The following is a 22,380-nucleotide window of genomic DNA, read 5'->3' as shown; positions in this document are numbered from 1 at the left end:
ATGTTGAAGCTCGACCACCTGACCGTCATAGCCCCCACTCTGGCCGACGGCGTTGCCCATGTGCGGGACTGCCTGGGCATCGAGATCCCGTTCGGGACACGTCACCTTTATATGGGAACGCATAACCATCGCCTGCAGCTCGGCGGCAATGTCTATCTGGAGGTGGTCGCACGCGATCCGGCGGGCGTCGATCCCGGCCGCGCCCGCTGGTTCGGTGTCGACGACCCGGCGCAGGTCGGTGCGGATTGGCAGGATGGACGGCGCCTGCGGGGCTGGGTCGCCAGCACGCAGGACATTGACGCGGTCATCGCCACGCATCGCGCCATCTTCGGCGACGTCGTACCGCTGCCCTTTGACGCCCCCGAATTTGCCTTTGCCATACCCGCGGACGGGTCGCTGCCGCTTGACGGCGCGGTGCCTTCGCTGATCGATCACAAGAACGACCCGACCTCGATGGCCGAGATCCCGGATCTCGGCGCGCGCCTGATCTCATTCACACTGGAACATCCGACCCCAGGCGCCATTCAGGCGCTCTACCGGGAAATCGGCATCGAAGGTCTTCCGGATATCGTCCCCGGCCCTACGCTACGCTATCGGGCGCGGATCGAAACGCCGTCCGGTGTGCGGGATCTATTCTAGCCGCAGCGCGACCAGCCACAGCTGTCGCAGGTATCGCAGCCTTCCATCCGGACCAGTCCGGGATGTCCGCAGCGCGGGCAATGCCGGCCGCTGCGCCCGACGGCTGAGACCTTTACACCGTCATCGGTCCTGGCCGTCAGTCCTTCGTCCGACTGCGAATCCAGGAACCCGATCGCGACCATATGCTGTTCGATGACATCGCCGATCGCGGCCAGGATCGACGGGACATAACGGCCCTCCACCCAGTAGCCGCCGCGCGGGTCGAACACCGCCTTCAGTTCCTCGACGACGAAGGACACGTCCCCGCCGCGCCGGAAAACCGCGCTGATCATGCGGGTCAGGGCGACCGTCCACGAATAGTGTTCCATGTTCTTGGAATTGATGAAGACCTCGAACGGGCGCCGGCGGCCGGATGTGTCGATCACGTCGTTGATCGTGATGTAGGTCGCATGGTCGCTTTCGGGCCAGCGCAGCTTGTAGGTTCGGCCCTCCAAAGCACCAGGCCGGTCGAGCGGCTGGGCCATATAGACCACGCCATCCTCCTCCGGCAGGTCCGGCGTGCCCTCCGCCTCCGGCGCGTCGGAAACGCTCAGCACCGATCCGGTGACCGAATTCGGGCGGTAGGTGGTGCAACCCTTGCAATCCATCGCATAGGCGCGGGCATAGACATCCTTGAACGCCTGGAAGCCGGTATCCTCCGGCAGGTTGATCGTCTTCGAAATCGAACTGTCGACGCAACGCTGCGCCGCCGCCTGGATTGCCAGATGGTCCTCCGGCTCCAGCGCCTGGGCATCGATGAAATACGCCGGAACCTCACTCTCCTCCCCGAACTTTTCGCGGAAGAGGCGATAGGCATAATCGACGACCTCGTGGCTTTCGCGGATCCCGTCCGGCCCCAGCACCTTGCGCTGCGCCCGGAACGAGAAGACCGGCTCGATCCCCGACGATACATTCTCCGCCACCAGCGAGATGGTGCCGGTCGGCGCGATCGACGTCAGCAGCGCGTTCCGGATACCATAACGGCCGATGTCCTGGCGGATATCGTCCGGCAGCTGCCGGATCATCTCACCCTTCAGATAGGGTTCGGGTTCGAATTTCGGGAAGGCCCCCTTTTCCGCCGCCAGCATGATCGACGCCCGATAGGCGGCATCGCGCAGTTCCGTCAGCCAGTCTTCCGTCAGGCGTACCGAGTCCGCGCTGCCATAGCGCACCCGGCACATCAGGAAAGCGTCCGCCAGACCGGTGACCCCCAGCCCGATCCGCCGTTTGGCCTGCGCCTCCGCTCGCTGCTGTTCCAGCGGGAACCGGGACAGGTCGACGACATTGTCCATCATCCGCACGGCGGTCGCGGTCAGGTCGGCCAGGGCCTCGCGATCCAGATGCGCCGCCTCGGTAAACGGATCGCGGATCAGTCGCGCCAGATTGATCGATCCCAACAGGCACGCGCCATAGGGCGGCAGGGGCTGCTCGCCGCAGGGATTGGTCGCCTGGATCGTTTCACAGTAATGCAGGTTGTTCCGGGCATTGATGCGGTCGATGAAGATCACACCCGGTTCGGCATGGTCGTAGGTCGAGCGCATGATCCGGTCCCAGAGATCGCGTGCCCGTACAGTTCGATAGGTCTGACCATCGAACTCCAGGTTCCAGTCGGTATCAGCGTCCACGGCTTCCATGAAGGCGTCCGTGACCAGAACCGACATGTTGAAGTTCGTCAGGACGCCCGCCGTCTGTTTGGCTTCGATGAAGGCTTCGACGTCGGGATGGTCGCATCGGATGGTGCCCATCATGGCGCCGCGCCTGTAGCCCGCGCTCATGATCGTCCGGCACATCGCGTCCCAGACCTCCATGAAGGAGACCGGACCGGACGCGTCCGAACCGACACCGCGCACCAGCGCCCCGCGAGGCCGGATCGTGGAAAAGTCGTAGCCGATCCCGCCGCCCTGCTGCAGCGTGACCGCCGCCTCCCTCAGGGAATCGAAAATCCCGGTCATGTTGTCCGGGATCGTGCCCATGACGAAGCAATTGAACAGGGTGACATCGCGGTCGGTCCCGGCCCCGGCCAGGATTCGGCCCGCCGGCAGGAACTTGAACCCTTCCATCGCCTGATAGAAGCGGTCGGCCCAGAGCACGGTATCCCGTTCCGCCGAGGCGAGGCTTTCCGCGACCCGGCGCCAGGTATCCTCCACCGATTTGTCCACAGGGGTACCGTCCGCCTGCTTCAGCCGGTATTTCATGTCCCAGATACGGCGTGAAAAAGTGTCGATTTCCAAAAGCTTACCCCTTGAATACAGCGACCGCCCGCCTAGGCTACAACCCTGTCACAAAAGAATTTGGGGCCTAAGTATCAGATTTTCCACACTTTTTACTGTAGAGCACAAATCACCCCTGCGTCAAGGCGTGTTCCGTTTTTGTTTGATGACAATTCCGGTCACGCAAACGTCATCTTGTGCTGGCTAAGTGACTGTTTTGTTACGGCATCCTCAGACGGCGCTTCAGCGGCACCCCCTCCACAAGGTTATCCACAGGACGCCTTGTGAAGCACCGCAGCTTCCGTCTCGATAGCCTGCTCGAGCCGGGCCATGAAGGATTTTCGGTCCAAACCGGGCGGAATCGCGGGCAGGACGGATACCGTGATCGTGCCGGCCCGCTTGATCAGCCCGTTGCGCGCCCACAATCGTCCGGAATCCAGCGCGATCGGCACAACCGGGATCTGGAGGGCCCGGTACATAGCATAGACGCCGGGATGGTAGGGATGGTCGACACCGGGTGCGACCCGCGTCCCCTGCGGATAAATGACGATGGAGTGGCCATCGGCAACGACCGCTTCCGCCTGGGATACCATACCGCGCATCGCAGCGGCGCCCGCTTTCCTGTCCACCGCGATCTGGCGCATCTTTGGCAGATACCAACCGAAGAAGGGGATGCGCTGCAACTCCTTCTTCAGAACGAACACCGGATTCGGCAACAGCAGGTTGAAGAGCAGTGTTTCCCAGGCCGACTGGTGTTTCGATGCATATATGGCCGGCCCGTCCGGCCAGGCGGCGCCATCCCGCAGGACGACGCGATAGCGGATTCCCGCCACCCAGCGAACGATCGCTGCGGAATACATGACCCAGGCGCGAAAAAAGGGCCGCCCGATCCGCCCAGGCAGGATGGCCAGCGGCGTGTATAGAAACCCGATAACCAGCGTGCCGCCGTAGAACAGCACACCGAAAAGGAGCGAACGGATCAGGGTCATGCGGTTGCCTGCAGCTTGTCCAAAACCTGTCCGGCGGACTGACGCAGCCAGGACAGGATGTATTTGCTGAATTCTCCGGCAATGAGCAACGCCGTTCCGGGATAGCGGTACCAACTGTCGGTCTTGACGTGATCCGGCGATACCGGATGCGGCACGATGGTCACACCCGGCATCGCGGCGCGGAATTCCAGCATGCTGCGCGGCATGTGATAGCCCGCCGTTACCAGTCGGATCGACCCAATGCCCTCCTGGGCGACCCACACCGCCGTCTCCCGCGCATTGCCGACCGTGTCGATGGCATCGTGCCCCAAAACGATACAGCATTGCAGGCGGTCCGGCTGCCGTTTCTGGATGCGCAGCAGTTCCGCGACGTCCACGCCGCGATGCACCCCGGACACGAACAGCTTCCGCGCCGCCCCGGCTTCCAGCAGGGCGATGCCGGTCTCCATGCGCAGGGTCCCACCGGTCAGGACAATGATGGCATCGGTTTTCTCGGACAAAGGCGCGGTATCTTCCGGGATCATCCCCGCGAAGAGAACAAACCCAGCAACCCACGCCGTCGCCAGGGCTGCCAGACAGCCCAGAAGCCAGGGGCGCCGCCGCGGGGACTTACCAAAATTTCGCGCCATGCCGGTTCAGCCTCCCCCACCCGATCCGTCGCTGCCCGACATCATACCATGCGGGCCAGGGCCCGCAGCACGGTCCAGCGGGCGGCCAGAGCGGCAATCGTCGCGGTGGCCAGCGGCAGCATGCCGAGGATCGCCCAGTCCATCCCGTCGAGAACCGCCATACCCGGAAGATCCGTGCCGGCAGACGCCGCCCCGTGCCCCAGTGCGATGACCGTCAGCGCCGTTGCCAGGACCCCCACGACTCCGCCCTTCAACCCTGCCTTCAGCGCCTCGCGCTGGAACTGGCGGGCAATGTAATTGTCCTGGGCACCGAAAAGGTGCAGCAGTTCGATTGTGGAGCGATGGGCCAACAGCCCGCTGCGCGTTCCGAAGACAACCATGATCAGACCCGCCAGCGCCACGATCGACACCAGCACCGCCGCGACCAGTCGCAGGGCTCCGAGAAAGGAGACCAGCCGGGCCTGCCACTGACCGTGATCGTCGATCACCGCCGTCGGCGCGTGGGCCTGGATGCGTCGGCGCATATCCGCCAGATCGATGTTGCCGGCATTCCGTCCCTCCGCCAGTTCGACCGAAATCAGGGTCGGCAGGGGCAGGTCGCGGGGATCAACGGTCTTGCCCAGCCAGGGCTCCAGCAGCCGCCGCATCTCCTCACTGGCCAGCGCCTCAGCGGAGGCGACGCCCTGGGTCGACCGAATCGCCGCCAGAACCTCCTCCACCATCTGATCGCGCGACCCGACGGCCAGCGCCTCATCCGCCGGGGGGGGAATCTGGACCGTAAGCGCGCCGGACAATCCGGATTCCCAGCGATCCGCGAAGGCCGCCAGAACAAAGGCGCCCGCCATGGCGAGGCCGGCAATATAGACCATGACCGCCACAATCCAGGGCAACAGCCGCGAGGCCGGATCCTGCCCGAAGGGGATGTCCGATTTCCGCTTAGCCATCGTAGATCGGGTCCTCCCCGACGCGCGACAGTATCCCGTCATCCAGATGCAGGACCGGATGCTTGAAGCGTTCGATCAGGGCGTGGTTGTGGGTCGCAATAACAACGGTCGTGCCCTGACGATGCAGTTCCTGCAGCAGGAACAGCAGCCGGACGGCGTAGGCGTCGTCGACATTCCCCGTCGGCTCGTCCGCCAGCAACAATTGCGGCCGCGTGACCACGGCGCGGGCGATGGCGGCGCGTTGCTGCTGACCGCCGGACAGGGTCGCGGGCCGGGCATGCATCTGATCGCTGAGCCCGACCCAGGCCAGCAATTCGCCGACATGTTTCCGGATCATGCCTTCCGACGCGCCCTTCACCTTCAACGGTAGGGCAACATTCTCGAAGGTGGTCAGATGATTGAGCAGTCGGAAATCCTGGAAGACGACCCCGACCTTGCGGCGCAGCGCGGGCAGGTCGGCGCGCGGTATCGTCGACAGGTCGCGATCGAAGATGCTGATCAGCCCGCGGCTCGGCCGGTGGGCGAGATACATCAGGCGCATCAGCGAGGATTTTCCCGCACCGCTGGTCCCGGTCAGGAAATGGAACGATCCCTGCGGCAAGTCGAAGGAGACGTCGCGCAGGACTTCCGGCCCCGTCCCATAGCGCATGCCGACATTTTCGAACCGTATCACCTGGGAACAATCCGTCTGTACCGTGGATGCCTAGAATGCCCGGCCGAGCAGGGCCGGATCGGTCGGGACAATGGCACGGGCAAGCCTTGTTGGAAAGCGCTGGCAAAGTTGCGCGAATCGCGGAAATCTGCCAATAGACTAGGAGCTTACCAAAGTTCTCCTCCGTTGCGGCAATCCTTGGGCGACCGGCTTTATGATCCTTTCCTGTCCGAATTGCGAAACACGCTTCCGAGTCAAGGATGACGCCATCGGCCCGAACGGGCGCAAGGTGAAATGCCGCAATTGCGCCCATACCTGGAAGGCCATGCCGGACGGAAGCGTAGGTGATTCCGGCGCGCAGCCCGCACCGGCCCCGAAGCCCAAACCTCGTCCCGCCGCGCCGCCTGTCGACGACGATCCAGTACCGCCGCCCCCGCCGCCCGCCGCGCCGCGTGCTGCCGATCCGGAACCGGCACCGCCGCCGCCGGACCTGGATATGGGGGCGCCGCCTGAAGCCGCCGACCCGCCACCGATTCCGCCGGGTGAGGATTTCGTACTGCGTCAGCGCAAGCCGAAGGTGGAAAAGAAGTCCCCGGTCATGGCCTGGGTCATTCTGGTCATTCTGATAATCGCGACCGCCGCCGTCGGCTGGTTCTTCCAGCGCAGCATCGTGAGCGCCTTCCCGCCGGCGGCGAAGGTTTACGAATGGGTTGGTCTCGAAGTCAGTCTGATTGGGCACGGCCTGAAGATTCCCGATCCCGATCAGGTGACTATCGAACTGACGGATGACGGCCAGTCGCTGATCATCGACGGCAAGGTCCTGTCCGAGTCCGACGATCCGATGGACATCCCCCTGCTGCAGGGCATGCTGGTGGATACCGACGGGCAGATCATTCACCAGTGGACCTTCACGGCATCCAAACCCAACATCCTGCCCGGCGAATCCGTGCCCTACACGACCCGCGTCCTCAACCCGCCCCCGGGCGCGGTCAAGGCGGACATCACCTTCGTCGCTCCCGGAGACGCTGCCATGCAGGACGGCGATGCAATGCCCGAAAGCGGCCAGTCGCAGTAGCGAAACGCCGCAATGGCCAACCGACCTTTCGAAATCCGGCGCATCGACCATGTCGTCCTGCGGGTCCACGATCTGGACGCGTCGCTGGATTTCTATTGCAGCACGCTGGGCTGCCCGGTGGAGAAACGCCAGGACGAGATCGGCCTGGTCCAGCTTCGGGCGGGAGAAAGCCTGATCGACCTTGTGCCCCTGGATGGCAAGCTGGGGCGCGCCGGCGGGGCACCCCCAGGGCCGGAAGGGCGGAATGTCGACCATATCTGCCTGCGGATCGATTCGTTCGATGAAGCGGATCTGACGACCTATTTGACCGGGCGCGGCATTTCCGTCCCCTCAGAAGGGGCCGTATCGCGCTATGGCGCCGAGGGCGAAGGCCCCTCCCTCTATATCGAGGATCCGGACGGCAACACCGTCGAATTGAAGGGCCCGCCCGCCCGGTAAAGCTGAACGACGCCGGTGATGTTGTCGGTGCCGAACCCGCGCGACACCGCCTGGCGAAAGACGCCGCTGGCCGCACCGGCAACCGGCATCGGGGTGCCCAGTGCCGCCGCCGCCGCGACCACATAGCCGAAATCCTTGTCCACCAGATGCACCGGAAAGGCGGATGGGAACGTGTCGGACAGCATGGACTTCATCGCCATCGCAGATGCGGGCGAAGTGACCGGAAGCGCCGCAAGCGTTTCCACAGCCGCCTCTGGATCGAGGTCGGCCTGTCGCAGAACGCCATGGATTTCTGCCAGGATCGCGACCTGAACGCCGTAGAAGGCATTCACCATGAGCTTGAGAACCGTCCCTGCGCCCGCCGCGCCGCCGCGATGAAGGCCGGCCCCCATGGCCCGGAGTATCGGTTCGATCCGATCCAGCACCGTATCCGTCCCGCCGGACAGGAAGTGCAATTGCCCGGCCTCGGCCTGCGGCAGGGACCCGGCGACGGGGCTGTCCGAGAAGGCGACCCCGCACCGGGCGCAATCCGCGGCGAGGGCCCGGACCCAGCCCGGTGTCAGCGTTGAGCATTCCACGGCAACCGCGCCGTCGGCCATTGCGGACAAGGCACCGTCTTCGGCCGACAGCCAGACTGAACGCGAGGCCGGGTCGTCCCGCAGCATCGCAATCACGACTTCCGCGCCCCGTGCCGCGGCGGCGGGGGTGTCGGCCGGCGCTGCGCCTGCCGCGATCAGCGCATCGCAGGCCGCCGGCGTCCGGTTCCAGACCGTAACGTCATGCCCGGCCTTCAGCAGCCGCATGGCCATGCGGCGCCCCATCGCGCCCAGTCCCAGAAAAGCGATCCTGGTCATCTTCGTCTCCTTGGCTTCGAGTGATGCCACGGAGATAAAGCAGATAAAATTCGCATTAAACATTGCATCTATCATGATACTGATGTCATTTTTGCATCAATGGAGACTTCGACGCTTTCGCTCCTGCTGGATGTCGCGCGCCTGGGCAGTTTTGCTGCGGTCGCCCGAGAGCGCGATCTCGATCCATCCATGGTCTCCCGGACGGTGGCGGCCGCGGAGGCGGAACTGGGCGTGCGCCTGTTCGAAAGAACAACCCGACAGACGGCCATCACCGAGGCCGGCGGCCGGTTCCTGTCCAGGATCGAACCCTTGATGAGCGAGTTCGACCGGGCCCGGCAGGAAGCCCTCGAACTGCGGGCGCGCCCGACCGGCACGGTGCGCCTGACGGCCTCCATCGCCTTCACCCAGATCTGCCTCGTCCCGCTGCTGCCCGCCTTTCGGGCGGCCTATCCCGATCTGGCCGTCGACCTTATCGCCAGTGACGGCCGCCTGGACCTGGTGGAGAACGGCATCGACATCGCGATCCGGCTGGGCCCGTCGCCGGACATCGATGCGGTCGGGACCATGGTGGGCCCGACCCGGTATCGCGTCTGCGTCTCGCCCGGCTATCAGGACAATCCGGAGACCAGGCTGCGCGCGCCGTCCGACCTGGTGCAGCGCGACTGCCTGCGCCAGTCCCTGCCCGACTATCAGTCGCGCTGGTCCTTCCGCGACGGCAATGGGAATGAATTGACCGTGCCCATCGACGGCAGCCTGCGCGTATCAAACGCCATCGCCCTGCGGGACTGTGCCGAAATGGGGCTGGGCCCCGCGCTCCTGGTCGATTGGTTGACGGCCGAGGCACGACAGGTCGGGCGCCTCGTGGATCCCTTTCCCGACCACACCGTCTTCGCCAGCAGCGCGGAGACCGGGATTTGGCTGCTTTATCCCAGCCGCCGTTATCTGCCGCTGAAGACGCGGGTCACCGTCGATTTCCTCAAGGCACGGCTGTCCACCCTCACCACCTAGGCCCTACCGTCTAAGCCTCCCCGTCCGCCGGGAACAGGTGGCGGGTCCGGTTCGCGAAGGCGACCAACGACAGCATTACCGGAACCTCGACCAGAACCCCGACGACGGTCGCCAGCGCGGCGCCGGAATTCAGCCCGAACAGGCTGATCGCGACCGCGACCGCCAGTTCGAAGAAGTTCGACGTGCCGATCAGCGCGGCCGGTGCGGCGGTCGAGAACGGCACCTTCCAGAGATAGGCCCAGCCATAGGCGATGGCGAAGATACCGTAGCTCTGCAGCAACAACGGCACCGCGATCAGAAGGATGACGATGGGCAACGCCACGATCGTCTCCGCCTGGAAGCCGAAGAGCAGCACCACAGTGGCCAGCAGCCCCATCACCGAAAACGGCTTCATCCGCGCGGTGAAGTTCGCGATGCGCGAGGAATCCCCGGACCGGTCGAGCCGCCTGCGGGTCAGGTAGCCCGCCCCCAGCGGCACCAGAACATAGAGCACGACCGACAGCAGCAGCGTGTCCCAAGGCACGATCACATCGGTCACCCCCAGCAGCAGCGCCGCAATCGGGGCGAAAGCGAAGATCATGATCACATCGTTCACCGACACCTGGACCAGGGTGTAGTTCGCATCGCCGCGGACCAGTTGGCTCCACACGAAGACCATCGCCGTGCAGGGCGCGACGCCCAGCAGGATCACGCCGGCCAGATAGGATTTCGCATCTTCCGGATCGATCAGCCCGGCAAACAGATGCTCGAAGAACAGGACCCCCAGAAAGGCCATGGTGAAGGGCTTGATCAGCCAGTTCACCGCCAGGGTGATGCACAGGCCCCTGGGCCGCCGTCCGACATCGGCGATCGACGCGAAGTCGACATTGACCATCATCGGATAGATCATCACCCATATGAACACCGCGACGACCAGATTGACGCTGGCATATTCCAGATCGGCAAAGACCTGGAACACCCCGGGCGCCGCGAGGCCGAGGACGATCCCGGCGACGATGCAGATCGCCACCCAGACCGACAGGAAACGTTCGAAAAGCCCCATCGGGGAGGGAACGGTATCGCTGAGAGTCATGTCTGTCCTATGCTGTTGGTGTTGCCCTGCTCATCCCCGACGCTCCGGCACGGGACCATCGCCGGCTGATCCGGATGGGCCATGCGATCCGACGACATCCGCAAGCCCGGCGCAGATTTCCGGCCTGCCGCCGCAGCAATCTCGGGTCAGATACGACAGCAGCCCCCGCATCGCATCGAGATTGGCGCGGTAGACGATCCGCCGACCGTCGCGCGTGGAGGTGACCAGATCCGCATGCCCCAGATGGGTCAGATGAAAGGACAGCCCGGCCGGCGGGATCCCGACCGCCCGCGCCAGATCCCCGGCCGCCATCCCCTCGGGCTCCGCCGCCACCAGCAACCGAAACGCCGCCAGCCGATGCGGTTGCGCCAACGCGGAAAGGCGCATCACCGCCCGTTCGTCCTCAATGCATGCCATCTCACTTCAATATTTCAATAATTATAAAAATGAAAGCAGAATCGCGAGGCGCACGCGAACCGCCGCCCCGTCATCATCCGCCTTCCTCAGGCATCTGATTGGCGTAAAGAAGGAACGGCTAACGGAGGCACGACGACATCCGGTTTATGCCCCCGCGCGGAGGTTGACCGAGCCCTCTTGGGCTGCCTCGACGCTCCGTTCAGGTCGACACAACAAGGCGATCGAATTTCGATCTGCGGCCGAAGAACTGCTCCAGGTTCAGGGAGGCAAACCGCCCGATGCCAGGTACCTTTTCGAGAATTCGATCGCCGAAACCACCAAACAACGCCACCTAGCCACAGGTACAGGCAGCATGTAGGATCATATGCGAGGCGTATCAGTCGTATATTGATTCATCGCTTTAAACGGGGCGAAGAAATGGGCGATCATGTTGGCTCCGGGGTAAATGATTTCGTACGAAAACGCTTCCTCGTCCAACCTCTGCTTATCTGCGTGGTAATTTTCGCGATCGCACTTGGCTCCATTGCATATGTAACACTGTTCAGCGCCCGGAAACTGGACGAGTCGGCCCAGACAGTTTCCAAACATCTCCTGGCAACGGCCATGCAGGCCTTGTCACAGGACCTGGCCGGACGGACGCTCGACTTTGCGGGGCGAAAGGACCTGAATGAAAGGGTCCGCAAGGGCATCGATGCCGCCTGGGCGGACCGCGCCATCGGGAAGCGCTTGCGGGCCGAATACGGCCACTCTGGAACGTATGTTCTGGATTCAGATCGTCGCACGGTGTTCGTCTACAATGCGGACAACGACCTCCCCAAAGAGGCTCAATCCTTTCTGGGCGAGCATTCGGATTTGATCGTGGATCACATTCAATCCGCGTCCACGGATCGCCCGCAGGCTGTCACTTCATTCATCAGATTTGGGGAGCGCGTGTTTCTGATTTCCGCCGCGGCGATTGTACCGTCCGATTCAGCACCACAGGATCTTTCGGAAGCGGCTCGACCCATTCTGCTGTTCCATCGAGAGTTGGACCAGGCGATAGAGCGCGGGCTGGCCGGACTGTACGATTTGGGTGGGCTCAAATTCCAGATACAGGCGCCCGATCATGACGCGTTTCCGATTGCGGCACCGGATGGGTCCGCCGTCGCCTGGGCGACGTGGGAGCATCCCAGACCAGGCGATGCCCTGATACATCAACTGTTGCCCGCCGTGTTCATTGCAACGACCGTCATGCTCCTCGCGTCGGGAACGGTTTATACGATGTGGTTTCGGTCTGCGCTGGCAGCCAATACCGCAAAATCTGCATTTTTCGCAAAGATGACGCACGAGCTGCGAACCCCATTGAACGCGATCATGGGGTTTTCGGAGATCATGTCCAAGGAGATGCTGGGGCCGCTTTCCGTTCGATACCGCCAGTACGCATGTGACATTTTTGGCAGCGGCCAGCATCTGCGGCAGCTGATCGAGGATATTCTCGACGTATCAAAGATGGAAGCCGGCAGCATCGAATTGCGGGAGTCGGATGTGGACGTCGCGCATGTGCTGGACGAGGTTTCCCAGCTCTCACTGCCGGAGATGGGGGTACCGACAACCAACGCCGGCGGCTTGAACCTAAGGCTTCGCAAGGAGATCGAACCGGACCTGCCAAAATTGAGAGCGGACGGCTTTCGGCTGCGGCAGGTCTTGATAAACCTTCTGTCGAATGCGGCCAAGCACTCCGACGGAGGGGAAATCACGGTTCGCGTCTTTCTTGAAGACACCGGCGGCCTTCGAATCGACGTAGCGGACAAGGGGCGTGGAATCCCCGCCGAAGATCTGGAACGTGTCTTCACTCCCTTCTTTCAATCCGGGAACAATGACACGAAGACATCCCGCCCCGGCACCGGTCTTGGCCTCAGTATCGCCCGCGATCTGATGCGACTCCATGACGGGTCTCTGACGCTTGCCAGTGAATTGGGTGTCGGCACCACAGCAAGCATGCATTTCCCGAAAGAACGCACGATCTAGCAACATTGCCCGCTGGTTCAGCATCCAGGCATTTCAAAGGCTTGTGATGCAGGGCCGCCAGGCGCTCCAGAAGGCCGGGGAACCCAACGCCACCCCCCGACCGAAGCTTCATCAGAACGGTACCCCAGACGACCTGCGACCTCGGGAAACGCCCAAAATTTGGGGAGGCCGCTTCTGACCCTGACCCTGAGCGGACTCGCAGGCTTTTCGTGATGAACCGGCAAACTGCTATGAGGTGTGTGGAGTGAACTCGGCTGACACTCAGTACATCAATGGATTGCAGTCGTGGCCAACATGGAGCCCAATCAACCTACCTTTGCTCTGGAAATTCATGAAACTTGCTCGGGATTCTGCAGTTTACATCTGTTCCAGGTTCTTAGCGTCGAAAGGATAGGGGGTGGGCAAAGAGCGAACTGCAACTCCAATGGCCTTTCCGCCACAGAGATCCAGTCCAGAGTAGGCCAGTTCGATCAAGAGCTTACTATCCCTGACCCCCAAAATTCCTGAGATTGCTCCAACTTTCTGGATCGATCTCGCGGTTTCCATGGCGATTTCCACATGCATCTTTCTGGCCTCTCGAGGAAGTCCAACCAGGATCGCTTGAAAGCCGCTCGAGCGAAGTCTTGATATTCTGTGGGAGTTTGCGAGCATGTTGTCGGTGAGGGAAACCTCCACGGACAGGGAACTGACAAGACCTCTTAACGGTCCGAGAACCTCGGCAAGACGGGTCTCCGGAATGCCCTCCGGAATGTGCATGACCTTCAGCGAGACAAAGTCCCGCAGTTCGGATGGCATGGATGACAACAGGTCAATTACTTGCTCTCTGCCACGTCGAGCGGAAATCGTCTCAAAATGAACATTGGGGCAGATAACACTCGGACACTCGTTCGAAAGGTGTTCTACCGCGCCAAGCAAAGCGCGTTCCATACAGGCTGTATCGAGATCAGCGATCTCTCCGGGCTCGGGCGTCTCCCCCAGCACACCATAGTTCCATTGATTGCCACCCATAGTGCCCAGGTCCCTATTGGGGACGCAGCCGAATATCCCAACATAACGTCGCCGAATATCCCATATCGGGAAGTACATGAAGCGAATCGGATTCGTTTTAAGCAACTGAAATTTCTTGGACAATATGCCACGAAGACTGGGAAAACATTCGGGTTTCGGGCGTTTCGGCAAGGGGCCAGGCGAGTCCGTCTCTGATCCAGCAGTCCCATGAAACTCGTTTGCCTTCATCTGCAATGCAGCATTTTCCAATCCCGCCGCACTTCGCGCGGTTGGATGCATTGCTGAGACAATCTGTTCAGCCCCGATCGCACCATCATTTGTCTGTGAGCCCACCTTAGATATCTGAGCCTCCACGTGTACGCCATTTGTTCGATCTGAGGGGCGCAACACGGAGTTAACAGAGTCGACAATCTGGGCAGTGGTGATTCTGATGCGGTCGGAACTATCGTCGGCAAATACTACAAGAACAGAGTTGTCCGGACACCGATGGAACTGGTCCTCCTGGCCGCAGTATTGCCGCGCCGCGCTTACGACGAGCCCCATCGCATGGTCCCTCAACTTGTCCCAGCGGGCATCACCTGCACCAAGATTGTTTCCTTCGCCATCAAGACAAACGAAATGACAGAGGGAAGACGGATACCTGCCAATGGACTTGGCTACATTTTCACCAAAACCTTTCAACGAATCCGTCGAAATAGTGTTCGCTGGAGACGGCGTTTTTGAAGGTTCGTCTGTTCCGGAAGCGGCGGATTTTAGCAAGTTTACAATTCGGTCGGAGAAGAGGTCCGTGTCCTCAATTGGTTTTACTACGTATTCATCCGCACCAATCTTATAGGCGGCGCTTACATATTCAGTGGCGGACAAGCCTGTAAGCAATACAAATTTCATCCCTTCGAGCTCAGGATGGTTTTTCTTTACGTAGTGGAGAATTTCGTAGCCGTTCATTCCTGGCATACGAACGTCAGAGATGACTAGTCGGGGGGTTAAGGCTAGAATTTTTTCAAGGCCTTCCTGACCATCGCCGGCTGTGCAAACGTCAAGCCCCCTTTCGGAAATGCATTCATACAGCAGTTCCCGGATCATTGGCTCGTCATCGATAATCAATACGTCGACCCTTGTTTTCTTCATGGTCTGCTCCATCGACAAAACAGGGATCCGCTAAAGGCGTTGTCGTGACCGCCTGGGTTCATGCTTCGCTTTTCAACTGAATTCGATCGATCCTTAATGGCGCGCTGACAAAATAGCCTTGAGCCGTGTCGCATCCGACCGATTGTAGGAACTCAAACGCGCTGCGCTCCTCTACTCCTTCGGCGCAAACCTTAAGTCCCAGTTTATGAGACAGTTCGATAATCGTGAGGAGAATGGTTTCCGCCTCTTCCGACTTCCCGAACTCTGAAATGATGGATTGATCAATCTTCAGTTCTGAGAAAGGCATGCGGTGTAGTTGTATAAGTGAGGAATAGCCTTTTCCGAAGTCATCCATAGACAGATCGAATCCTTTCAGCCGTATGCGGCTTAGAACATCCATCGCCTTTGGCGGATCTGTCATTGCAGCAGTTTCTGTGATTTCAATAATGAATTGCTGCGTGCTCAGTCCGGCCGCCGAAACCCGGTCGGCAAATCGATCTGGCGCGGAAATGTCTACGAGAGCCGCAGCCGGCCAGTTCAAAGCGACTTTCACCTTATGACCTGCCTCGGCCCAATACCTGACCTGATGAACCGCCAACCTGTTGACCTCTTCGGTCAACGGAAGGATCAAGCCGGTTTCTTCGGCCATCGGGATGAATCTGTCAGCGCCTACCTTTCCCAATTTGGGGTGGCGCCAACGAACCAATGCCTCAAAAGAGCTGACGCTCCACTCAGATGACCCGAGGGTTAGGCGTAGAACAGGGGACGTCGAAGTAGCGTCTTCTTTGACGACCACCTTCGGCTGGTATTCCAGAAACAGATCGCCCGAAACGATCGCGCTCTCCAAGTCTCTCGGGGTCAACTCATCGGACTCGCCACCGAGCGATTCAAGGAATGCCTTTAGTACGGTTTCGTCGAACGGCTTTTCGAAAACACAGTCCATGAACAAGTCCTGACTCTCGCCAAACCGACGTGCGGTTTGCAGGACGCGTTTGTCATAGCCGCTCATTAAGGCAACCCTGGAGCGGCATTGGCGCTCAGACAGTAGCCGTAAGTATTCTATTCCGTCCTTATCGGGCATTATCAGGTCCAGAACTATCGCCTTAAATCTGTCTCCAGTGAAGGTATTCTCGAATGCTTCAAAGTTCGACGCTGTTTCTACGCCAATTCCAAATTCATCAGCAATGTCCGAAATCAGATCGCAAATCTTTGGGTCATCATCAACCACAAGTATTTGAGTTTCAGTCATGGCATCAGTCATTTTAAGCCTCCCGATGTCGTAAGACTTCAGCGAGTTTTTCTGCGAGCCCCTCAATCGAATAAGGCTTGGACAGCCAATACCCCTGCCGGCTCCCGCCTGTTTCACGGATAGCGCCTTCGGCATGTCCGGATGTGAACAAAACTTTCAAGTCGGGGAACCGAGCTCTGGCGTTCTCAGCGAGTTCCAGACCATTCATGCCACCAGGCATGACGATGTCTGTGAACAAGACGTCTATATTTGAGTTTTCTTCCAAGACCTTAAGCGCATGTGCGCCCGTTTCGGCCCACGCAACATTGAAACCCAGTCGCTCAAACATCTCTACCGCCGTAGCACGGACGGCCGCGTCGTCTTCTGCAATCAATACTTTCAGGTCCTGGAAGGAAATGTCCTCCCCCGTGGGGACCACCTCAGCTTTTTGTCCACTAGTTTCAATAGCTGGGAAGTACAGCTTTACAGACGTCCCTTGACCTTCTTCGGAAGCAATTGTCACGTTGCCGCCACTTTGACGTACAAAGCCAAAAACCATGCTGAGGCCCAGCCCTGTCCCCTTGCCAGTTGGTTTGGTAGTAAAGAATGGGTCGAATACTCGACTCCGGATGTCCTCCGGCATGCCGTGACCGGTATCGACAACGGAAATCTCCACATATGATCCAGGCTTGGAATCTTGCCAAAGCCTGGGGTCCGTTTCGATGAGTGTGATCGTTCTGATTATGATACTGAGCCTGCCCCCAGCCGGCATGGCGTCCTGAGCGTTTACGATGAGGTTGAGCAGCGCACTTTCGAATTGTGATAGGTCTGTGCGAATACGCGATTGCACGCTAGGGGTTTCAATATTCAGCGAGATGTTGGCATCCAATACGCGTTCAAACATCTCCATCATGCTGCTGACGGTCTTTTCTACCTCGAACTCAGTCGGCTCCAAGACTTGACGGCGCGAAAACGCCAGCAATCGCTTGGTCAGGTCGGCTCCCCGGTGTGCCGAGTAACGCGCGTTGGATGCCCATTTCAGGAGCTTGGGCTCGTCAAGCTGCTCAACGCGATTGACCAGGAGGTTGAGGTTTCCGAGCACGACAGTAAGAAGATTGTTGAAATCGTGCGCTATACCGCCGGTCAGTTGCCCCACGGCTTCCATCTTCTGTGCCTGGCGTACCAACTCTTCCATCCCTTTGCGCTCAGTAACGTCAATGAGGCTGGCACAGACGGCGACCCCATCATCCCAAGGGATTTTTGCTGCACGATTTTCAACGAATATCGTCTTCCCGTTTTTCATTTTGCAGCGGAGCTCGTAAGCCTCAGGGGCCTGGCCGCCTCGAAGCCTCAATTCATTATACGATCTCACTCGTGCAAGATCATCAGGGTGGAAAATGCTCTCGACGCTTTCCAGTTCCATCAACTCATCCGGAAAGTCATAGCCCAACATTTGGGCAAGGGCTGGGTTCACATAAAGCGCCTTGAAATTCCTATGAACTAGAATGCCTTGCGACGCATGCGTGATGAGGATCCGGAATCTCTCTGAGTTCTTCTTCAGTTCGGATAACAGCTCCTGCCATGCCGTCATATCTCTCGCGATTGCTACAAACAGTGGCTTATCGCTGTTCGCGACACTGGCGCTGTGAACTTCGACCGGAAACTCACTCCGGTCATTGCGGCGATGTCTACCTGTGATAACTCGCCTCGGTCGATCATCGGGGAAGAGAGCGCGCAAATCCTTGCTCGAATGCGCGCATTCGATGTCGAACAAGGTCATGGACAGCAGTTCGTTGCGGCTGTAACCGAGACTCCTCTCTGCGGCCTTGTTGGCCTCAATTATTCGGCCTTCCTGGTCATGCAGAAAGATGCTGTCATCGGCGTTATCCAGAATGGAGCGAAGCTTGGTTTCACTCTCCTGAACAAGCCTCTCAGCCTCTCGGCGCGCCGTGATATCGGAAACCGTTCCTCGGTATCGTAGCTTGCTCAGGTCGTCGTCCAGATGACATTTGGCATTCACTGCATATATTCGAGGTGCAGACGTCGCGTCTTCAAAGCTGAGCTCGATGCTGCTTTGCAGCGAGCGGAGGCCTGAAGTTTCATCGATTGGCTGGCGCGAGTACTCCTGCCACCAATCGGCCACAATGCGCGCGGGATCGACTCCTGTGGACGAGGCGGCACTACCATGGACGGCCAATACGCGGCCCTCTTCATCTGCCTCCCACATCCAATCTGAAGCGATCTCCGCAAAGTCTCGAAACTTCGCCTCACTAATGGCAAGTGAACGCTCATCCTTTTTTTTGGCCGTGATATCACTTCGGAGTACGACCGTGCATCCGTTGGACGCAGGCACTTGGAGAAACTCTTTCCAGCACCCGTCGGAATACTGCACGACATATCTGTTGGGTCTCTCACGCCAGAGTTCCATACGCCGCGCCGTTTGGCTTTCGACGTCACTGCCAAACTGTATGTAGAGCCCGGATTCCGCCATCCGCCGGGCCAGACATTCTGCGGTTACGCCTTTCTTGACCATGTTGCGCAGATGTTTGGGTCGGTCCGTCCTGTACAAACCATTGAACATCAACAGTCGATCAGCAGAATCGTAGAGAGCAAATCCGACGGGCAAGGCATTGATGGCATCCAAAAGAATCTGATGTGATTGCCGCGCTTGATTTTGAGCGTCCACCCGATCAGTCGTGTCGCGACCGCTTGCCTGAATTTCTATGAGCTGCCCCGCATCGTCGAAAATTCCCCGCGCCCGCCACTCGATCCATCGGAGCGCGCCGTCATGTCGGCGCATCTGAACTGTTAGGGTTCGTTCCGGGATTTCGGGCGTTAGGTTATAAAGGTCTTTACGAATTCTCTCGTGATATTCCTCCGAAACCAGGTTGAACGGTGTCAGGTTTAGAATCTCTTCTTTTGGAATATTGAGAAATCGCTCAAAAGCAGGATTGACGAAAAGTCGCGTCCCATCCGGTTTAACCCGTGTCAGCAGTTCAGTTTGGGTTTCGAGAACAGCACTGAGGTTTTTCTCATTCTCACGAACCCTGTCTTCATCTAGTTTGGATTTCAGAAAAATCCCCAACTGACGACAGACAATATCAAGAAGTTCGGACCGTTGACTCTTTGTATCGTTTTCAGCATTTCCGAAAAAAATCAGGCATGACAGAATAGTTCCATCAGAATTTCTAACAGGGGCGGCGATTATGCTTCTGAAACCACAGTCCTGTATTATGCTTCTAAGATTTCGGTTTATCGATTTTGTTTCTTTAGGATCTAGCACAATCAGCGAAGAACCAGTCTGCTGGAGGTTCTCAATCAGGGGATCGAACGCCCATTCTCCCCTGCAAGTCTTTTCCCGATAAGTCTCTGCTGCTGCGGAGTTCACAAAACGAGCAGCAACAGACCATCGAGTCGGGACCTCGGCTTTGAGACGCCAAGCCTCCGCATATTTGATTTCTGCAGCCTTGCAGATTGTCTCCAATACGGCTTCCGCTGCCTCATCAAAGGTGTGTAGCTCGACCAGTTTTCTCGTAACGTCCAGCAAGACGTCGCGCTGGCGCTCGACCATAACTCGCGCGGTGACGTCTCTCGTCGTCCCCACCAGTCCGACCGGACATCCTTCCTGGTCCCGCACAAGGGCTTTTGAATGGGAGAACCAATAATGGCGCCCTCCTGGACGGCTGACCTTCTCAATCCGATCACGAGTTGGAGCCCCGGATTCAAAAATTCTCCGCTCTTCCCGGTCATGGTGACGTGCGCGAGCAGGAGGCATCAGGTCGGTGTTAGATTTCGATACAACCTCTTCTTCGGAAGCAGCGTCAACAAAGCCCAGAACCGGTCGGTTTATTCTGGTGAAGCGCCCCTCCAGATCTTTGAAGTATATTGCATCTGGATGGTTGTTCATGAGGTCGCGCATAAATGCGCGCTCTCGGGCGAGATCCAGATTCAGGTCGTATTGTTGAACGGCGTTTCCAACCGCCAAGGAAACAGCGGCAGCATCCCAGGGCTTGGCGATATAGGAAAAGATCTTTCCGTCATTTATCGCACGAATGATCGCATCAAGGTCAGCATAGCCGGTGATTAGAATCCTTGTAGCGAGACTTAGTTCTCTGGCCATTGCCAGAAACTGGTCACCGCTCATGTCTGGCATGCGCTGATCGCTAATCACCACCGAAATTGAGGGGTTCTGTTTAAGGGTGTTGAGTGCTTCTGACGGGGATGTTTGTCCAATTACATTGTATTGGTCTTCTAGAAGGTCCGATAGAGCCGTCACGATTTCGGGCTCATCGTCGACGATTAGAATCGACTTCGATTCCTGGCGAGGCAGATCGTCATCGCCAACGTCATCTTGCGGAAGCGCGTCCATTCGGATTCCTTCCGGTTATCGGCAATGAGACGATGAAAGTGGTCCCACCTTCGTCCGGGCACTCACACTCTATCGACCCGTTATGATCTACGACGATGTTGTAGCTGATGGATAGGCCAAGCCCCATGCCGGCACCAACCGCCTTCGTCGTGAAGAATGGCTCGAATATTTTTTCACGTATGTCCCGTGGTATTCCTGGACCGCTATCCTGAACGCGAAGCGTCAGATGATGTTTACTGCGGCGAGTGGAAATCTGAAGAGTGCCGCTTCCGCCCATGGCTTCTATGGCATTTGACAGCAGGTTCAGGATGACCTGATTGATGGCGCCAGGTGAACACTGAATCCGGTTGTCGTGACAGAAATCGAGTTCAACATTGACCGATCGCTCAATGCGATGGCCCAGCATCATGAGCGAGGATTCGATCCCGCTCCGCAGGTCGAAATCTTTTGCTTTTCTATCGTCTCTGCTGGCGAAATTGCGTAGCTTTTCCACTAGGCTCTGGACCCGCTTAAGGCCTAGTTCTATGGCTTTCAGGCGGTCATTCAGTTTTTTGGTTCGCGGGCAATGCTTGTCCCCGCGCAAATCGGCCAGTTCGTCAGACAACTCCATTGCGAGTTTTCGGACTGTGCCCAAGTGACTGACCGAATAGCCCAGCGGGTTGTTGATTTCGTGGGCAACACCGGCGACCAGTCCTCCTAGCGAAGCCATTTTGGCACTTTGAACCAACTGCGCCTGCGTCTCTATGAGTTCCTTGTTCGCCCGTGCCAGGTCATCAGCCACCGCCGCTCTCTTTTCGGCCGCCAACGCTGCGGCTTGCGCCTCTGCGGCGGTGCGGTCACTTTCGACTCGTTCTCTGCGGATTCGAGCGTCACGCATTTCACGGCGAATGGCTGGCACCAGTCTCTGAAGACTTTCCTTCTGAAGGTAATCTCGTGCGCCAGATTCCATGAGCCTCACGGCCTGGTCTTCGGTAATGGAGCCAGAGATCACGATGCACGGCGTATTTGTATCGTTTTGATGGGTAAGCGTCAGCGCCGATTCGGCAGAAAACTGCGGTAGGTTGAAATCGCAAAGAACTAGGTCAAATTGTCCTGTGCCGAGCGCGTGTTCCATCTCCGTCGAGGTTTCCACGCGCACTACTTGCACATTGAAGTGCCGTTCAAGGGCCCGTTCGACGAGCATCGCGTCGTCTGAATTGTCCTCTACATGCAGGACCCTGAGGGAAGGCTTTCGAACAACGTTCATTCGGCCTCCGGCGGTGGTTCGTTCAAGATTATCCAGTAGAGTTGAAGCGTCGATACGGCCTCAACAAACTGATTGAACTCGACAGGTTTGCGAATGTAACTGTTGACCCCGAGATCGTAGCTCTGAAACAGGTCCGCGGACTCGTTGGATGAGGTCAGGACAACGACTGGTAAGTGCTTCGTTCTGTTGTCCTTGCGAATGCGACTGAGAACTTCCAACCCACCTATTTTGGGCAAGCTGAGATCGAGCAGCGTAACCACTGGACGTATTGGCTGCACATTGTCGTCTCGAAACAACAGATCGATCGCCTGCTGCCCATCCCGCGCAATTATCAGTTCGTTCTGTATTTTCGCTTTGGCGAACGCACGTTTTGTAAGCTCGATGTCGTCGGGATTATCCTCAACAAGCAAGATTGCGTTGCTTCTCAT

18 protein-coding genes are annotated in these 22,380 nt (G+C 58.8%); 5 read left to right on the top strand and 13 right to left on the bottom strand.

Features of this window, described 5'->3' with window-relative positions; genetic code table 11:
* Positions 1-639, top strand: a complete 639-nt coding sequence (locus R8L07_13265) for a VOC family protein (GenBank protein ID MDW3206499.1) — start codon at positions 1-3, stop codon at positions 637-639.
* Here the strand turns inward: R8L07_13265 and R8L07_13260 are convergent.
* The 5 genes from R8L07_13260 to ftsE all read right to left on the bottom strand — a co-directional run bounded on the left by R8L07_13260 (position 636) and on the right by ftsE (position 6,123).
* On the bottom strand, positions 636-2,909 hold the full coding sequence (locus R8L07_13260) for an adenosylcobalamin-dependent ribonucleoside-diphosphate reductase (protein ID MDW3206498.1): 2,274 nt from the start codon (positions 2,907-2,909) through the stop codon (positions 636-638). The two genes, R8L07_13265 and R8L07_13260, sit on opposite strands and share 4 nt — an antisense overlap.
* Before the next feature lie 245 nt (positions 2,910-3,154).
* Positions 3,155-3,877 (bottom strand): lysophospholipid acyltransferase family protein, encoded by a 723-nt coding sequence (locus R8L07_13255; protein MDW3206497.1) that lies wholly within the window; start codon positions 3,875-3,877, stop codon positions 3,155-3,157.
* Complete coding sequence (locus R8L07_13250; protein ID MDW3206496.1) at positions 3,874-4,506, bottom strand: YdcF family protein; 633 nt, start codon at positions 4,504-4,506, stop codon at positions 3,874-3,876. Before R8L07_13250 ends, R8L07_13255 begins: the two co-directional genes overlap by 4 nt.
* Positions 4,507-4,547: 41 nt before the next feature.
* Entirely contained in the window at positions 4,548-5,450 is a 903-nt protein-coding gene (locus tag R8L07_13245) for a hypothetical protein (GenBank protein MDW3206495.1), read from the bottom strand.
* Entirely contained in the window at positions 5,443-6,123 is a 681-nt protein-coding gene (ftsE, locus tag R8L07_13240; protein MDW3206494.1) for a cell division ATP-binding protein FtsE, read from the bottom strand. Before ftsE ends, R8L07_13245 begins: the two co-directional genes overlap by 8 nt.
* A gap of 193 nt (positions 6,124-6,316) precedes the next feature.
* On the opposite strand from ftsE, the gene R8L07_13235 reads away from it, so the two are divergent.
* Positions 6,317-7,177, top strand: coding sequence for a DUF3426 domain-containing protein (locus tag R8L07_13235; GenBank protein MDW3206493.1), 861 nt, complete (start codon positions 6,317-6,319; stop codon positions 7,175-7,177).
* Between the two features lie 12 nt (positions 7,178-7,189).
* On the top strand, positions 7,190-7,615 hold the full coding sequence (locus tag R8L07_13230) for a VOC family protein (GenBank protein MDW3206492.1): 426 nt from the start codon (positions 7,190-7,192) through the stop codon (positions 7,613-7,615).
* On the opposite strand, the gene R8L07_13225 is transcribed toward R8L07_13230, so the two are convergent.
* Positions 7,558-8,469, bottom strand: coding sequence for an NAD(P)-dependent oxidoreductase (locus R8L07_13225; protein ID MDW3206491.1), 912 nt, complete (start codon positions 8,467-8,469; stop codon positions 7,558-7,560). The genes R8L07_13230 and R8L07_13225 overlap by 58 nt on opposite strands.
* A gap of 99 nt (positions 8,470-8,568) precedes the next feature.
* On the opposite strand from R8L07_13225, the gene R8L07_13220 reads away from it, so the two are divergent.
* Positions 8,569-9,477, top strand: coding sequence for a LysR substrate-binding domain-containing protein (locus tag R8L07_13220; GenBank protein ID MDW3206490.1), 909 nt, complete (start codon positions 8,569-8,571; stop codon positions 9,475-9,477).
* A gap of 10 nt (positions 9,478-9,487) precedes the next feature.
* On the opposite strand, the gene arsB is transcribed toward R8L07_13220, so the two are convergent.
* Positions 9,488-10,519, bottom strand: coding sequence for an ACR3 family arsenite efflux transporter (gene arsB, locus R8L07_13215; GenBank protein ID MDW3206489.1), 1,032 nt, complete (start codon positions 10,517-10,519; stop codon positions 9,488-9,490).
* Positions 10,520-10,579: 60 nt separating this feature from the next.
* Positions 10,580-10,966, bottom strand: a complete 387-nt coding sequence (locus R8L07_13210; protein MDW3206488.1) for a metalloregulator ArsR/SmtB family transcription factor — start codon at positions 10,964-10,966, stop codon at positions 10,580-10,582.
* A gap of 417 nt (positions 10,967-11,383) precedes the next feature.
* Between R8L07_13210 and R8L07_13205 the strand changes: the two genes are divergently transcribed.
* Positions 11,384-12,973 (top strand): ATP-binding protein, encoded by a 1,590-nt coding sequence (locus R8L07_13205; GenBank protein ID MDW3206487.1) that lies wholly within the window; start codon positions 11,384-11,386, stop codon positions 12,971-12,973.
* A 357-nt stretch (positions 12,974-13,330) separates the two neighbouring features.
* Here R8L07_13205 and R8L07_13200 read toward each other — a convergent pair whose 3' ends face one another.
* Genes R8L07_13200 through R8L07_13180 form a run of 5 tightly spaced genes read right to left on the bottom strand, consistent with a single transcriptional unit; the run spans position 13,331 to position 22,380 of the window.
* Entirely contained in the window at positions 13,331-15,121 is a 1,791-nt protein-coding gene (locus tag R8L07_13200; GenBank protein ID MDW3206486.1) for a response regulator, read from the bottom strand.
* Positions 15,122-15,167: 46 nt separating this feature from the next.
* Entirely contained in the window at positions 15,168-16,370 is a 1,203-nt protein-coding gene (locus R8L07_13195) for an EAL domain-containing response regulator (GenBank protein ID MDW3206485.1), read from the bottom strand.
* Position 16,371: 1 nt separating this feature from the next.
* Positions 16,372-20,706 carry a PAS domain S-box protein gene (locus R8L07_13190; GenBank protein ID MDW3206484.1) on the bottom strand — a complete coding sequence of 1,445 codons (4,335 nt, stop codon included), beginning with the start codon at positions 20,704-20,706 and terminating at the stop codon, positions 16,372-16,374.
* Positions 20,684-21,952, bottom strand: coding sequence for an ATP-binding protein (locus R8L07_13185; GenBank protein ID MDW3206483.1), 1,269 nt, complete (start codon positions 21,950-21,952; stop codon positions 20,684-20,686). Before R8L07_13185 ends, R8L07_13190 begins: the two co-directional genes overlap by 23 nt.
* Positions 21,949-22,380: a response regulator gene (locus R8L07_13180; GenBank protein ID MDW3206482.1), complete on the bottom strand. Its 432-nt coding sequence runs from the start codon at positions 22,378-22,380 to the stop codon at positions 21,949-21,951. Before R8L07_13180 ends, R8L07_13185 begins: the two co-directional genes overlap by 4 nt.

The sequence above is a fragment of the Alphaproteobacteria bacterium genome (assembly GCA_033344895.1).
GTDB lineage: Bacteria > Pseudomonadota > Alphaproteobacteria > UBA8366 > Aestuariispiraceae > Pacificispira.
Note: the sequence above shows the minus strand (reverse complement) of the source record. Positions and strands in the feature narration are given on the sequence as shown.

Excerpts from the sequence above, each read along its gene's own strand:
- R8L07_13265 (MDW3206499.1), top strand. The coding sequence starts at position 1 with ATGTTGAAGCTCGACCACCTGACCGTCATAGCCCCCACTCTGGCCGAC.
- R8L07_13180 (MDW3206482.1), bottom strand. The coding sequence starts at position 22,380 with ATGAGAAGCAACGCAATCTTGCTTGTTGAGGATAATCCCGACGACATC.
- R8L07_13245 (MDW3206495.1), bottom strand. The coding sequence starts at position 5,450 with ATGGCTAAGCGGAAATCGGACATCCCCTTCGGGCAGGATCCGGCCTCG.
- R8L07_13255 (MDW3206497.1), bottom strand. The coding sequence starts at position 3,877 with ATGACCCTGATCCGTTCGCTCCTTTTCGGTGTGCTGTTCTACGGCGGC.
- R8L07_13205 (MDW3206487.1), top strand. The coding sequence starts at position 11,384 with ATGGGCGATCATGTTGGCTCCGGGGTAAATGATTTCGTACGAAAACGC.
- R8L07_13195 (MDW3206485.1), bottom strand. The coding sequence starts at position 16,370 with ATGACTGATGCCATGACTGAAACTCAAATACTTGTGGTTGATGATGAC.
- R8L07_13225 (MDW3206491.1), bottom strand. The coding sequence starts at position 8,469 with ATGACCAGGATCGCTTTTCTGGGACTGGGCGCGATGGGGCGCCGCATG.
- R8L07_13185 (MDW3206483.1), bottom strand. The coding sequence starts at position 21,952 with ATGAACGTTGTTCGAAAGCCTTCCCTCAGGGTCCTGCATGTAGAGGAC.
- R8L07_13200 (MDW3206486.1), bottom strand. The coding sequence starts at position 15,121 with ATGGAGCAGACCATGAAGAAAACAAGGGTCGACGTATTGATTATCGAT.
- R8L07_13220 (MDW3206490.1), top strand. The coding sequence starts at position 8,569 with ATGGAGACTTCGACGCTTTCGCTCCTGCTGGATGTCGCGCGCCTGGGC.
- R8L07_13210 (MDW3206488.1), bottom strand. The coding sequence starts at position 10,966 with ATGGCATGCATTGAGGACGAACGGGCGGTGATGCGCCTTTCCGCGTTG.
- arsB (MDW3206489.1), bottom strand. The coding sequence starts at position 10,519 with ATGGGGCTTTTCGAACGTTTCCTGTCGGTCTGGGTGGCGATCTGCATC.
- R8L07_13250 (MDW3206496.1), bottom strand. The coding sequence starts at position 4,506 with ATGGCGCGAAATTTTGGTAAGTCCCCGCGGCGGCGCCCCTGGCTTCTG.
- R8L07_13230 (MDW3206492.1), top strand. The coding sequence starts at position 7,190 with ATGGCCAACCGACCTTTCGAAATCCGGCGCATCGACCATGTCGTCCTG.
- R8L07_13190 (MDW3206484.1), bottom strand. The coding sequence starts at position 20,706 with ATGGACGCGCTTCCGCAAGATGACGTTGGCGATGACGATCTGCCTCGC.
- R8L07_13235 (MDW3206493.1), top strand. The coding sequence starts at position 6,317 with ATGATCCTTTCCTGTCCGAATTGCGAAACACGCTTCCGAGTCAAGGAT.